Below are 13,190 nucleotides of genomic sequence, written 5' to 3'. Positions count from 1 at the left end.
GGGGTGGGTTTCTCATGGCGCGAACAAGTGACGGCAAAAGAGAAACCAACGAACAGCGTGTGCGACACTTGCAAGATCAGTTGCAACGCCTAGATCCAACTACACCATTTTATGCACGGGAACGAGCCTTACTAACACGCGAGTTACAACTTATGAAAACGCAGAGTCCACAACCGCCGCGTGGGAGTAGACAACAAAAAGTGAGCCCAAAACGAGCTGGCGTTCCTGCAAAAAGTGGAAATAAAAATAAAAAAAGACCAGGATCGTTACCTGACACAAAAAATACCCCAACCGACGCTCTTGGCAATGGACTAGGAAACATGTTATCGCCAAAGAATTTCCAAGAATCGATGAATACCATTTCCACATTGCGCGGGTGGTCAAAACAAGTCGCAAAATACGTACAGCAAGCAGATAACTTATTGGATACACTATTTATTACTGCAAATTCTTTACAAGAATCTGGAGTTTTAAAAAAGCTCGCCGAATCAAAGGGGAAAAATTTGAGTACAGCAGATCTCACGAGTATTTTGATGGCGCTGATGAATTCACCACTAGGCAACTCTGTATTTAAAAAACTGGGCGGCAATAGTGAATCTACTAGCGCTACCAAATCCGCAGAACATAGCACTCCCCCGTCTCATGAGGCAGAAGTACCTGCTCTGCCACCCGCAACAACACCATACAATACGCCCGTATCTCCACATTCGGCAATGGGACCTCCTTATGGTATGCCGCCAGGCGGTAGGCCCATATAAATGGGCCTACCGATTTTTTGTTGCCTCTTTACCGATTTCAACATCTGACCTATTGAAGAAGCCACTCCAGCAAATGAGGAGTGGCTCCGTACTCTATTTGACAAACTTTTTGATCTCCTTGATCGTCTTTTCATCTACGTGACTGCCCCCATATTTCTTCGCTATTTCTTCAACCGAAACAGTGGGCCCCTTGTCATCTGCATTTTTCGTTACATCTGTATAAGCATTCATAAATGCGTCAATGCGTTTTGGATCAACTTTCACTCCAATATCTTGCGCTAAATTTTGCGTGAGTTCTCGAACCACATTGGGGTCCCGCCATTGTTCAGGTTTCATATCTTTTACGCGCTTCAGTGCATCAAAGAGATTATGCTTATCAATCCGCTTGATATTTTCTTTTAATGTATCGAGTGATCCTGTCGATGCATCAGCTTGTGAAGTCATTGCCGGGGATTGGACGCTTGTCTCCTGTGCAACCGATGGGCTAGCCGCTGCTTTCGCTTTGTCTGCTGTCTGTGCTGCTTTACGCAACTTAGGTTGACGTTTTTGTCCCTGCGCATGCTTCATATTTTTTGGCATGTCTGATCCTCCGCTCCTACAAAGTCGCCAGTAAGACTACCGTACACCATATGAAACGAGGACTCAGCACGTGCGGGCGAATTACGATTTTCTTGTAACTTTCGCAAAGCCTTATCTGTTATAACTGATACTCGACAATTGCCTTGCCATTTTTGTATTTCCAAGAATAAGGTAATGTATAACTTCTATAGTAAAGGATCGATTCTCATGAAGCATTTAACAGCATACGGAGATTCCATCGTCGCAGGGTACGGAGCCCCTCTTGGGCACGGTTTTGTTCCACAATTAGCAACTTTATTAGCGCAAAAAAGGAAATCTGTCGCGTTACCTTTTTTTAACCTAGGACAATCCGGGATGACTACGTTTGCCCTACAAAGTGCATTGATTTATAATGAAGCATTTGCAGAAAGCCTTGTGGATGCTGCTTCGATTTGTCTACTAATTGGGGGGGATGACCTCATCGATGATTTACCTATTCTATTATCTCAAAATGAAAAAGAAATTGAGCTAGCCCTTACTAGTAGTAAATTTGAATACATGAAAACTCTTATTGAGATGAAGAAGCGCACGACAACCCCCATAGCGGTTGGAACAATTTATAACCCATATCCAGCAACGGATCTTGCAGAAACGGTTGTTCGTCTCTATAACGATCTTGTTGTCATTCCAAGTGCACACGCAGTAGGTGCTCTCATCGCACCCATCTACTCTGCTTTTTCAGGTAAACAACCCATACTAATAGAAGGCTATTCAGGTGGCATAGCTGGAAAACCCGGACGACAGGGAGTCACCTTCCCAATCCACCCGAACGCACGGGGGCACCAAGTAATCGCCGAAGTTTTCGCTTCTGTCCTTCCTTAACCTCCATCGGTCTACTCATAAATTGTACGAAAAAGAGGACCTGAACTGATCGGTCCTCCGCACCAATTTCCAAAGATTATAAATGATACAGTTGTGAAAATTTCTGCTTAAAATAAGCAACTAGCGGCTGTGCATCAATCGTTTCTCCAGTTGCTTGTCTAAGGATCTCAGCTGGTTTTAATAGCGCTCCATATTGATGTATGTTTTGCCCTAGCCATTGACGAATCTCATGGAGTCGACCATGGCGAATACGATCCCTAAAATCCGGTAAATCGCGTTCTAATGCGCGAGTAAATTGCGCAGCGTAAATATTGCCAAGTGCATACGAGGGGAAATAGCCAAACATTCCACCTGACCAGTGTACATCCTGCAATACCCCTTCAGCGTCTGTTGACGGGACAATCCCAAGATTCGTCTTCATAGATTCACGCCAAATTTCCGGTAGATCTTTCACAGCTAATTCCCCTGCAATGAGCCGCTTTTCCAGTTCATAACGCAGCATAATATGCAGATTATACGTCACTTCATCAGCTTCAATACGAATCAGTGAAGAGCGTACGGTATTGATGGCAGCATAAAATTGATCAAGCGTCACATCGCTTAACGCTTCGGGAAAGTACTTTTGTAAATCTCCATAATAACACTGCCAAAATTCATAACTTCTACCAATAATGTTCTCCCAAAATCGCGATTGTGATTCATGAATCCCCATCGAAGTGCCTGTATGTAGTGGCGTTCCAATTAATTCAACGGAGATTCCTTGCTCGTAAAGAGCATGCCCACCCTCATGAATCGATCCAAAAATGGCAGCATTGAAAAAGTGTGGATAGTAGTGCGTTGTGACTCTTACATCACCAGCTGCAATTCCAGTCGCAAAAGGATGAGCTGTTTCGTCAAGAGCACCCGCATCAAAATCATATCCCATCTCCCGCAATATAAATTCACTAAACGCTTTTTGCTTCTCTGGATCATAATAACGCTCTAAAATTGCCGTATTCGGGATCGGTTTCGTTTCTATTTGATTTAATAATGCGACGGTATCTTTACGCAGACCTGCAAAAAGTTCATCAAGAACGGACACCGTCATTCCTTCCTCGTATTGATCAAGCAATGTGTTGTATGGATGTTCCTGATATCCCCAATAATCGACAAATTCTCTGGTCATCTCAACAATCTTCTCAAGATAGGGAGCAAACATCGAAAAGTCATTTTGCTCTCGTGCATCAGCCCAAATCGATTCAGCTTCTGAAGTGAGTGCAACAAACTTTTCGTAGCGTTCAGGTGGAATTTTTTTGCTCCGGTCATACGTCTTTTTTGTTTCCTCTACCAAACGCCGAGTAACTTGATCTAATGAATCAACATGTACACTCAATGGCTCGATAAATCTTTCCATTTGATCTGACACACTCATACGAAACACTTCACCAGATAGTGTTGCGATCGCTTGAGAGCGACCTTGAATCCCTTTTTTAGGCATATGCGTGCGTGCATCCCATTCGAGAAGGGCAATTGCACTTTGATAATCCGTCATTTTCTTCAGATAAGACCGAAATTGTTGAATGAGCTCATCCTGATTCATCCACATTCACCCTTCCTCGTAGAATACACCCTTATCATACCATCTTTACTTGTGATACGGCGCACCTGTCACAATTCGAAATCCGCGATACAATTGTTCAAGCAAGATGATTCTTGCCATTTGGTGAGGAAAAGTAAGAGGAGACATTGAAAACCGCCAATGAGAACGCTGGACGATCGCATCATCCAAACCCTGAGAACCACCGATCACAAACACATACCGACTAAATCCTTGCGCAAAACTTTCTTGTAACTTTTTAGCAAATTGCAAAGATGTGCAGGATACTCCTTGAATCTCAAGTGCAATGACAAAATCGCGTTCTTTCAGTTTAGCTGTTATCCGTGCTCCTTCTTGTTTTTTTATACGAGCAGGATCCCCTTCGTCCGCTTCATCCTCGACTTCAAGCACAGATAAAGAAGCGTAGGGGAGTAACCTTTTGAGATACTCCGCCTGCGCTTCTTTCCAGTATTTTTCTTTTAATTTCCCTACTGCAATAACTGTGATCTGCACATTGAATCTCCTCGATCAATTTCCAGCTCCAAATGGGTCAAATGGATTGATACTGCTACCACCAGGTGAACCTTGCATGCCTGGATTTTGAGAGCTACTTGAAGATGGATTTGTGGGAGGTGGTAACTCTCCGAGTTTCACTGTGAGATTTAGTTTCTGTTGATCGCGATACACTGTAATCGTCACGTTCTGTCCAGGTCGATAATATTTCCATAGGATTGAGCGCAAAGATGTGATCCCTGTAACTTTATGACTATCTACGGCTACGATCACATCGCCATGCTGAAGTCCACCCGCTTTTGCTTCTGGACTCACTACTTTCACAATCCAAACTCCATAATCTACAGGAACATTCGGTTGGTATTCTGCTGGAACAGCAGATAAAGATTCTCCTTCCACGCCAATCGCTGCATGAATCGCATGACCTGTTGTGAGAATTTGATCAATGATCGTACGTACCTCATTAATTGGAATCGCAAAACCCATTCCTTCAAACCCATGGGCTACAATTTTAGAATTGTTAATCCCAATTACTTGTCCCAAGATATTACACAAAGGGCCCCCACTATTCCCAGGATTAATGGCTGCATCTGTTTGCAATTCTGTCTGTTCACCAATTACGTTACCTGTTGCCTCATCGATTACTGGCATCGTGCGTTGAGTGGCACTAATCACGCCGGTCGTCACCGAATCGGCAAAATCAAGACCAGCAGGATTGCCGATTGCAATCGCAGGTTCCCCCGCCTGAAGCGTCGCTGAATTTCCAAATTGCGCAACGTCTTGTGGCTGAATATACGTAGAAGGCACTTTTAGCACGGCAAGATCTGTGTATGGATCATAGCCAACCACTTTAGCATACACATGATATTTTTTTAGAATGACTACCTCAACCTTCGAGGCGCCCTGGACGACATGATAGTTCGTCACAATATATCCTTTGGGACTAAAAATAACTCCTGAACCTACACCCTCTTCTTGCAAGGTGTAGGTACCGACCCCTCCATTTGGCAACATTTGATAGTTTACAACCCCTACAACGGAAGGACGAACCTTTTTTACTGCTTGTACAATTGCATCATTAATCTGAACAGAAACTGGCTGCAAATTGTGATAACTCATATTTTCAAGATTTGGATTTGAAACAGCAGGTGCTTGAATGACATTTGCCTGAATCATCATCGGTACCGCTGCAAGTGTTGTCGCAGATCCGATCACGGCAGAGACAACCACCACGGCGATCCACCTTAGTAGTGAGCTTGAACCTGGCCCGCGATTTTTCGCACTGCGAAATTGGCCATCATCATAAAATCCCATTTCGGCTCCTCCTCATTCTGCTAAATGGTGTCATTACCCCGACTGAGACAAATTATAACCATTAACTATAATTCAACTCAATCCATTTATCATGGATGTCACATAACCTTAACTTCCCATTGTCACATATTATCCAAAACAAACAAGTAATACTCATTGAGATTTAATTTTAAACTGAGAAATTCGATTTGCTTCAGATACCTTAAGAAGTGGAGTTGGACGATCTGGATAGGTTAAATTTAGCTCAAGGCCTCCATTCGCTACAACAGGCAGATCAGCAATTGCCTTTTGAACCGTACGATGTGCAAGTTCTGGGCGGTTATTTTCCTGACTTAAGTGAGCCAAAAAAACTGACCTCGCATCATCTGTCAATACATCCCGTAAAAAATCACTTGCACTATCGTTCGATAGATGTCCTTTGTCACCTAAAATACGGCGTTTAAGATGCCAAGGATACGGTCCAGCACGCAATAACTCCACATCGTGATTCGCCTCCAAAACATAAACATCCGCTCCATAAGCTAACGCTTTCACATGATCGCTGGCGTATCCGAGATCTGTTGCTAACACAAATTTTCTCCCATTTCCATAGACACAAAACCCAAGCGGCTCTTCTGCATCATGCGAGAGAGAAAATGGTTCGAGTACTAATTCCCCCAGTGAAAATGCAACATTCGCTCGAACCATTCGCGCCATCACTTGTTCTTCTTCTCGCCAAAACGATGCGATCTTACTCCATGTCCCTTGTGAGGTATAAATTGGAACAGATACCTTACGTAGCAAGGAAGCAAGCCCTCTCACATGATCACTATGTTCATGAGTTACAAGAACCGCATCAAGTGTTGTCAGATCGACCCCAATTTCACTACAGGAGGCCTGCAATTGGCGAATTCCAATGCCTGCATCGATCAAAATCTTTGTATCTCCAGCTTGCACATAAACTGCATTCCCTGTACTTCCACTTGCTAACACACTAAATTGTAATTCTCGTGAATTCAATCATTCTCCACTCCTACTTCGCCCGTAAATGCATTGACTACAAAGTCCCCTAAATCCGTCTCTATCCACCAGACTGGTGTTAAGTATCCTATATCGTGCACTTGCACTTGTGTACTATAACCAAGTAAAACATCTCGAATCGTATTATCCTCGTTTATATGTGCCTTGTCCATGAAAAGCGAAACTGACAGAAGCGCATTCGCAGCACTAATTACCGGACGAGGATCTATGACTCCCTTTATATTTAAATAAGTTTGTGTATACCCTATGATATGCCCGTATTTAATATCGACGAGTAGTTGGGCCAAAATAAGAGGATTCCCCTGAAATTGTTCCTGAAAGACCGCTTGTGTACCTTGATTCAACGAATGCCAGCCGATAAATTTATATTCATTAAAATGGTATGCACGCAAGCTCACCCACCTTTTAATTTGATCGACGATGGGGAGCCGAGATTGAAGGACTGGCTGTGCATAAGGGGATAAATAAAGTTGCATCGTCGTTGGTGAGGTCTGCATAAATGTTGCCTGTGGAAGATGGACCCTCTGTCCACTCTTTCCACGCGCCCGCACCTGATTTACTGACACCTGAAGTGCTTTCGCTGCAATGATTGCGAACGGATCGCGAGGTGGTGTAACGGAGAGAATAGAAAGTGTCGGCTGTATATTGGGAACAATTGCTTGAAGTCTTACATGATGTTCCGCTAAAGACCTCGTGACATTTGCCAATTCATCGGCATACGGTTCTTGATACATACCAACTGATGTTTGAAGTGTCCACCACTGTCCAAAGAGAAACATGTTTAAAATCAAAAAAACAACAATCAGAAGTGTCTTCACCTTTCCAAAATCCATATGTCACATCCCCATTCCCTGGAACGGTTGACCTGTCTGTGCATTTAGATAAAGTGTGTGTCGGCTCATCTTTATTTGATATACAGGAACCACTTGTACTTCATTTAAGGTTTGCAATTCCGTGCCATATCCTAAAGTGATGGAATGAATTTGATGGAGATGCATGGTCTGTAAGATTTGCAATAATTGTGACCCTGAAAGAATCGTCACTCGTTGTTGTGCTACTTCTGATTGTAAATAGGATAGGAGGCGAGTCACATGGCTTACACTGCCATTGATCAGTTGAACTTGAATCTGGTTCAATTGACTGTAAAGAGGCCAGCCTTCCACTTCATCACGAAAGGAAAGAGCGACAGGGTCAAGTTTTTTTCCTGAACTTACTCGTTCAAGCACCTCATTCCCAACAAAACCGCCATGACTATCGAGAAAGGGGACTGCTGTAGTAAGTGCATTTTCCATTGTTTCTCCATAATGGGCCAATGGTACTTGTGGAGCACAATAATTCAATTTAAAACCGAGTAATTCCCGTGATAGTTGTACTACATGCATACCGTCGGTATAAACAGTCATCCCCCGATTCACCTGTACAGTTTGAATAAGTGATGGATCTCGGAAGAATGAATTGACAATCGGCATCGGTGATGGATCTTCAAGAATCCATGTTTGTGAACGCATAGAAAGTGCATCATAGGGAAGATTGAATAACTTATGGTCGTACGCTAATTGTGCATAAGGTACATATTGATCATTGGGAATAAGGGCTGACCGCAACGTGTTTGCTACCCCTGATAGGAGCAAATGATCTATCCCTTGAGAGGTTTGAAAATAGACTGACCAATCTTCCGATGAAACTTCGGGAACTAAGTAAACCCACCCTTGTACAGACCAGTTTTCATTCGTATGAAGTGTGGGAAAAGCATAAGACCAAAGTGATCCGTCTGCTAATAAATGACCAAAATCTAACGCTATATAAGGACCCATAGGAGGGACTGTGAAACGTTTGTTTGTTATGAGATGTGCATAGCGCATGTGAGCACCTTGTAATGACTGAAAAATCCCTTGAGCCGTTGCACTTTCACCACTCAACCGAAATAATTCGTTGTCTTTTGTCCAAACCCAAATTGCCTGTGGTTTAACAAAATCGCTCACCAAACGTTCGCGGCCATACAATGGACTTGAAAAAAAATGCGACCGACCTACAGTCATTTCTGTTGGTGTACCTGTCCAGACTATACCTGAGAGCACAATACTACATAGAACTAACAGGATCAGAAGTATAGTCTTTGCACTTTCCAATACATTCTTGGCAAGGATTCTCATGGAGTTTCCCCCTCGTATTTGGGAAGTGTAATAATCACTGTGGTCCCCTTTCCGACTTCACTCTTAACTTCAATTTCTCCATCATGAGCCTGAATAATTTCCCGAGCAATAGATAAGCCGAGTCCAGTACCACCTAATTGTCGAGAGCGCGCCTTATCTACGCGATAAAAACGATCAAAGATATGCGGCAATTCCTTTGCCGGTATTCCTACCCCAGTATCTTTCAAAATGAAAACAACTTTCTCACCAGAGTTATCGAGTTCGGCCCGCACCGAAATCGATCCGTGTTTCGGTGTATACTTGAGAGAATTGGATACAATATTGTCTAGCACTTGATCTATCCGATCACGATCTACCTGCACCCAAGCAGTTTCAAGAATTTCTGTAAAAAATTTTAATTCCGCCTCATAGACAATCAAAGCAAATCGTTCTGCCAAGCGATTGACTAATTCATCTGTTGAAACAATCTCCCGACGTAAAACCTCATAGCCTGAATCAAAGCGTGACAACTGAAGCAAATCGCGAATCAGGCGAATCATGCGATCGGTTTCTCGACTCATCACACCGAGGAAATTTTTCGCCAAAACCACGTCTTCTACTGCACCCTCAAGCAGAGCTTCTTCGTAACTTTTAATCGTTGTTAAGGGAGTACGCAACTCATGAGAAACATCGGCCACAAACCGCTTGCGCGATGCTTCGAGAATCGTCTCTTCTGTGACATCGCGCATGACCAAAACTCGGCCACTCGTTTCTTCCCCCTCCCCCTCAAGATTCTCTGTCACTTTAGACAATCCACCAATGCTTGGATAGAGGGCCATGATAGAGACTGCCAGAAACCGTCCATTCACCTCCACTAATTGTTGCGACTCCTCTGTAAAAACGCCTGGTAATAACTTTGTTAAATGAGTGCCAATCACCGAGGAGTCAAGATTTAGAAATTTCTGTGCAGCTGGATTAATAAGAACGATATCACCCCTCCCATTCATCGCAATCACACCATCACTCATAGTAGACATAACCGCCTGTAAGCGGCGCTTCTCTTGTTCTGTGCTGCGCATTGATTGCTTTAAGCGACGAGTCAGCATATTAAAAGTCGTCCCTAATTCTCCGATTTCGTCATTCGAATAAATTGTTACGACCTGATTAAAGTCCCCTCCCGCTAACGCTCTTGCTGTTCTTGTGATCGCTGTAATGGGACCAGTAATCGTACGTGCAATAATTCCAGCTAATAATGCAGTTAAGCCTAAAGCTAAAAGAGTACCTGTCGCAAAAATAATAATTACCCGGGAGATAGAGCGGTAAATCGAATTCATCGGAGCGACTAATTCGACTGCTCCTCGAATTCCACTATGATTTCGGATTGGGACCGCCAAATAGAGATAGCGTTGACCATTTTGTGGATTAACGGCAATTTCTTCTGTTTTTAAGCCTAGCAAAGCCCCCGTTACTTCTGGATCCACCCGTTTTTGTCCGGTGATATATGGATTTCCTGAAGTACCTATGACAATCCCGTCTTTATCTAATACATATACTGTTGCACCTGAGATTTCTGAGACTGGCTGTAAGACACTTCGTAAGTTGCGCATAGTTTGTCCAGTTGTAGAGGCAGACGGAAGACCGACCACATTCGCCAAAAGTTGTGCCTCATGCGTGATGGTCTTAATGTAATTATTCACGAAATAGCGATTCAAAGACTGAATAAAATATGCGCCAATGAGCTCCATCGCAAATAAAATAAGCAAAAGATAGACGATGGTAAGTTTGATCCGAACACTGTGCCACATGATTTTTTGCACCTAACTGCGTCGAAAAAGGTATCCCGCTCCGCGACGCGTCAATATATAAACAGGATTACTTGGATCTTCTTCTAGTTTTTCTCTCAACCGGCGAATGGTAACATCTACTGTGCGTTCATCACCAAGGTAATCATATCCCCAAACGTCCTGCAATAATTGCTCGCGAGAGTATACTACACCAGGATGTCGCGCCATATATAATAAAAGTTCAAATTCTCGATGGGTCAGTACAATTTCTATTCCATCTCGAAATACTTGCATTGTCTTTGGATCAATAATAAGCCCCCCATATTGGAGTTGCTCTTTGCGACCGAGATCCCCATCATCATGTAACACGATTTGGCGCCGCAAATTCGCTTTAACTCTGGCCAATAATTCACGTGCACTAAACGGCTTCGTCACATAGTCATCTGCACCAAGCTCTAACCCGAGTACTTTATCTAATTCTGCATCGCGAGCAGTTAACATAATGATCGGAACGCTCGAAAATTGCCTGACTTCTTTACAAACTTCAAATCCATCCTTTTTGGGGAGCATCAGATCCAGCAGAACAAGTTCCACTCCATGCGCTGGGTTTTCCAAAAATCGAACTGCCTCTTCACCATCTTGTGCCACAGACACGCGATATCCTGCCTTTTCTAATTGGAAACGTAAAATATCAGCAATCGGCTCTTCATCATCTACTACCAAAATATGGTGCATCAAAATCAACCTCACCATCTTTGTAATTTTTACTTCTCTTTTTGTATGATTGCGTATATCGTATCCGAATCTCTCCTAAAATAACAAGTGCTATAGAGAGAACCCTTAGCATGAATAGAAAACAGCGCGGCAGCTTCAACCGAATCTAGAAGAAGCTACCGCGCATCTATGGCGGAACTGACGGGATTCGAACCCGCGATCTCCTGCGTGACAGGCAGGCATGTTAGGCCTCTACACCACAGTTCCAATTCATGGTGGAACCGATGGGACTCGAACCCACAACCCCTGCGCTGCCAGCGCAGTGCTCTCCCATTGAGCTACGGTCCCGACTTGTTCAAACAAGTTGTAGTATACACGGTTCACAATTAAATTACAACCCCTAAGTCTTCCATGCATGCTTGTACACAAAGAAGGAGAAGCTTTACTTCATCTCAAGTCTATAAGAGAGGATGTCCCAGATGACAACACTCCCCAAAAATACACGCGCAGTCTTATCGTCTTTTCGATCGCGTGAAGAAGCTGAGGGCGCAGCCAAAAAAATCCACTCACTAGGTATTCGCGATGTTGCAATTAATGAAATCACTGAAGGACCATTTGAAGGAGAAGAAATCCGCAATCCTCTTTCAGGTGACATCCCAAGCCTTGCGATCCTTACAGGCAATACGAGAAGTACATCGCTTAATCAAAGAATAGCAAAAGCTGCAGATCCAGTTTCAAGTGGGATGGCAGATGGTTTTGGAATCGTAACAGGCTACAACTGGGGACTCACTGTCGTAGCCCCCGAAAATTTAGTCGATCGCGTCGTTCACATCATCAAGAGCGCTGGAGGATACACGTAATTCCCTACAACCCATGCCTCCTCCGCTTGTGCGCGAAGTAAGCAACAAAGTTTATGCATGGCTTTTTGCAATTTGCCGCTCACTCAAATGCGCACCTTCGCGCACACTTTTCCAAAATGCCCATGTTGCTACAGAGAAAAGTAAGATGACCGCTAAAAAGAAGCCAACACCCAGGTTGTGCAAATTATGAATGTGTAATGGCGTTACAACTGCAAGGTTGCTGATGACAGTCGGAAATAAGATGCCTAACAAGGCAACGATGATAAAGCCAATGCCTCCACCTGCTAACGTTCTACCACTCATCTTCCTTGCAACATATACACGAACTGATTCAGGTAAGTGCCTCCGGCTCATCCAGGCACCAAATAATCCGCCAAGAACGACTTGCATAAGCATTGTGCCCAGTCCAAAAAGCGCACCTGGAACCCAGCCGACCCATACCGTTGGCATTTGTGGAGCTAACACTGTATAAATGATGACTGCAAAAGCACCCACTCCCCATCCGGCAATAAAGCCATGTACAAGAGGCATATAACGCGGCAAAGGCCGTGGTTCTTGCGCAGGTTCTGCAGTCTGAGCGTGTGCATGACGATGTCCAAAATCAAACAAATGCCATGCAGTCCCGCGATTCAGTATATATAAACCTGATAACCACATTACAATTCCTACCACAAAATAAACCTCATAACCCCAGCGATTCGCGAATTCAAATTGCGACAATGCAAGAAAAGCGAGTTCTGATGCAAGTGCCCGCTGAAAAGTAAACGCAAGTGAAAATAAAAATCCCATCTTGCGTCCTCCACGACTCGAATAACTGCCTACAGAGTAGCTAAATGTGATCGGCCACGTATGCTCATCAGGCGTTATGCCATGTACCATTCCTAAAAGCAATGCTGTAATGAGAATAGCCAGAACAGACAAATGTCCCGATGGATTCCACAAATTAATATCCATCGTGATCACTCCCCTCTAGATTAAAATGATTACGCTATCTATCATACTCAATCAACCTCCTTTTGTAAATAGTAATTAGTACGATTTATTTTTAGTCTGAACTCCCCTCTGTTCTACATAGTCTG

The 13,190-nt window shown here is 43.6% G+C and carries 13 protein-coding genes and 2 tRNA genes; 3 read left to right on the top strand and 12 right to left on the bottom strand.

Features of this window, described 5'->3' with window-relative positions; genetic code table 11:
• Window positions 1–14: 14 nt before the first annotated feature.
• Entirely contained in the window at window positions 15–758 is a 744-nt protein-coding gene (locus BM613_RS05895) for a hypothetical protein (RefSeq protein ID WP_109430240.1), read from the top strand.
• Window positions 759–851: 93 nt separating this feature from the next.
• On the opposite strand, the gene BM613_RS05890 is transcribed toward BM613_RS05895, so the two are convergent.
• Window positions 852–1,337: a hypothetical protein gene (locus tag BM613_RS05890; protein WP_245926268.1), complete on the bottom strand. Its 486-nt coding sequence runs from the start codon at window positions 1,335–1,337 to the stop codon at window positions 852–854.
• Between the two features lie 207 nt (window positions 1,338–1,544).
• Between BM613_RS05890 and BM613_RS05885 the strand changes: the two genes are divergently transcribed.
• Window positions 1,545–2,198, top strand: a complete 654-nt coding sequence (locus tag BM613_RS05885) for an SGNH/GDSL hydrolase family protein (protein WP_219930642.1) — start codon at window positions 1,545–1,547, stop codon at window positions 2,196–2,198.
• Window positions 2,199–2,274: 76 nt separating this feature from the next.
• Here the strand turns inward: BM613_RS05885 and BM613_RS05880 are convergent, their stop codons facing one another.
• The 10 genes from BM613_RS05880 to BM613_RS05835 form a co-directional block, all read right to left on the bottom strand.
• Window positions 2,275–3,777, bottom strand: a complete 1,503-nt coding sequence (locus BM613_RS05880) for a carboxypeptidase M32 (RefSeq protein WP_109430309.1) — start codon at window positions 3,775–3,777, stop codon at window positions 2,275–2,277.
• Between the two features lie 45 nt (window positions 3,778–3,822).
• Window positions 3,823–4,287 carry a 23S rRNA (pseudouridine(1915)-N(3))-methyltransferase RlmH gene (gene rlmH / locus BM613_RS05875; RefSeq protein WP_109430238.1) on the bottom strand — a complete coding sequence of 155 codons (465 nt, stop codon included), beginning with the start codon at window positions 4,285–4,287 and terminating at the stop codon, window positions 3,823–3,825.
• 15 nt (window positions 4,288–4,302) lie between these two features.
• Window positions 4,303–5,601 carry a S1C family serine protease gene (locus BM613_RS05870; RefSeq protein ID WP_109430237.1) on the bottom strand — a complete coding sequence of 433 codons (1,299 nt, stop codon included), beginning with the start codon at window positions 5,599–5,601 and terminating at the stop codon, window positions 4,303–4,305.
• 153 nt (window positions 5,602–5,754) lie between these two features.
• Window positions 5,755–6,600: an MBL fold metallo-hydrolase gene (locus BM613_RS05865; RefSeq protein WP_109430236.1), complete on the bottom strand. Its 846-nt coding sequence runs from the start codon at window positions 6,598–6,600 to the stop codon at window positions 5,755–5,757.
• Window positions 6,597–7,454 (bottom strand): two-component system regulatory protein YycI, encoded by an 858-nt coding sequence (yycI, locus tag BM613_RS05860; protein ID WP_109430235.1) that lies wholly within the window; start codon window positions 7,452–7,454, stop codon window positions 6,597–6,599. Before yycI ends, BM613_RS05865 begins: the two co-directional genes overlap by 4 nt.
• Before the next feature lie 3 nt (window positions 7,455–7,457).
• Window positions 7,458–8,774 (bottom strand): two-component system activity regulator YycH, encoded by a 1,317-nt coding sequence (gene yycH / locus BM613_RS05855; protein ID WP_109430234.1) that lies wholly within the window; start codon window positions 8,772–8,774, stop codon window positions 7,458–7,460.
• Window positions 8,771–10,558 carry an ATP-binding protein gene (locus BM613_RS05850; RefSeq protein ID WP_109430233.1) on the bottom strand — a complete coding sequence of 596 codons (1,788 nt, stop codon included), beginning with the start codon at window positions 10,556–10,558 and terminating at the stop codon, window positions 8,771–8,773. The genes yycH and BM613_RS05850 overlap by 4 nt, the downstream gene beginning before the upstream one ends.
• Window positions 10,559–10,570: 12 nt before the next feature.
• On the bottom strand, window positions 10,571–11,275 hold the full coding sequence (locus tag BM613_RS05845; RefSeq protein ID WP_109430308.1) for a response regulator: 705 nt from the start codon (window positions 11,273–11,275) through the stop codon (window positions 10,571–10,573).
• 166 nt (window positions 11,276–11,441) lie between these two features.
• Window positions 11,442–11,518: transfer RNA gene (locus BM613_RS05840), tRNA-Asp, on the bottom strand.
• 6 nt (window positions 11,519–11,524) lie between these two features.
• Window positions 11,525–11,599: transfer RNA gene (locus BM613_RS05835), tRNA-Ala, on the bottom strand.
• A gap of 131 nt (window positions 11,600–11,730) precedes the next feature.
• On the opposite strand from BM613_RS05835, the gene BM613_RS05830 reads away from it, so the two are divergent.
• Window positions 11,731–12,111, top strand: coding sequence for a hypothetical protein (locus BM613_RS05830; protein WP_109430232.1), 381 nt, complete (start codon window positions 11,731–11,733; stop codon window positions 12,109–12,111).
• Window positions 12,112–12,162: 51 nt separating this feature from the next.
• Here BM613_RS05830 and BM613_RS05825 read toward each other — a convergent pair whose 3' ends face one another.
• Window positions 12,163–13,065 (bottom strand): hypothetical protein, encoded by a 903-nt coding sequence (locus tag BM613_RS05825; protein ID WP_109430231.1) that lies wholly within the window; start codon window positions 13,063–13,065, stop codon window positions 12,163–12,165.
• Between the last annotated feature and the right edge of the window lie 125 nt (window positions 13,066–13,190).

The sequence above is a fragment of the Sulfoacidibacillus thermotolerans genome, assembly GCF_003144315.1.
Taxonomy (GTDB): domain Bacteria; phylum Bacillota; class Bacilli; order Alicyclobacillales; family SLC66; genus Sulfoacidibacillus; species Sulfoacidibacillus thermotolerans.
The sequence above is the reverse complement of the archived record's forward strand: the minus strand, read 5'-3'. Positions and strand labels throughout refer to the sequence as shown.

Coding starts and splice junctions, on each gene's coding strand:
- BM613_RS05895 (WP_109430240.1), top strand. CDS start 15: ATGGCGCGAACAAGTGACGGCAAAAGAGAAACCAACGAACAGCGTGTG.
- BM613_RS05890 (WP_245926268.1), bottom strand. CDS start 1,337: ATGCCAAAAAATATGAAGCATGCGCAGGGACAAAAACGTCAACCTAAG.
- BM613_RS05885 (WP_219930642.1), top strand. CDS start 1,545: ATGAAGCATTTAACAGCATACGGAGATTCCATCGTCGCAGGGTACGGA.
- BM613_RS05880 (WP_109430309.1), bottom strand. CDS start 3,777: ATGAATCAGGATGAGCTCATTCAACAATTTCGGTCTTATCTGAAGAAA.
- BM613_RS05870 (WP_109430237.1), bottom strand. CDS start 5,601: ATGGGATTTTATGATGATGGCCAATTTCGCAGTGCGAAAAATCGCGGG.
- yycI (WP_109430235.1), bottom strand. CDS start 7,454: ATGGATTTTGGAAAGGTGAAGACACTTCTGATTGTTGTTTTTTTGATT.
- yycH (WP_109430234.1), bottom strand. CDS start 8,774: ATGAGAATCCTTGCCAAGAATGTATTGGAAAGTGCAAAGACTATACTT.
- BM613_RS05850 (WP_109430233.1), bottom strand. CDS start 10,558: ATGTGGCACAGTGTTCGGATCAAACTTACCATCGTCTATCTTTTGCTT.
- BM613_RS05830 (WP_109430232.1), top strand. CDS start 11,731: ATGACAACACTCCCCAAAAATACACGCGCAGTCTTATCGTCTTTTCGA.
- BM613_RS05825 (WP_109430231.1), bottom strand. CDS start 13,065: ATGGATATTAATTTGTGGAATCCATCGGGACATTTGTCTGTTCTGGCT.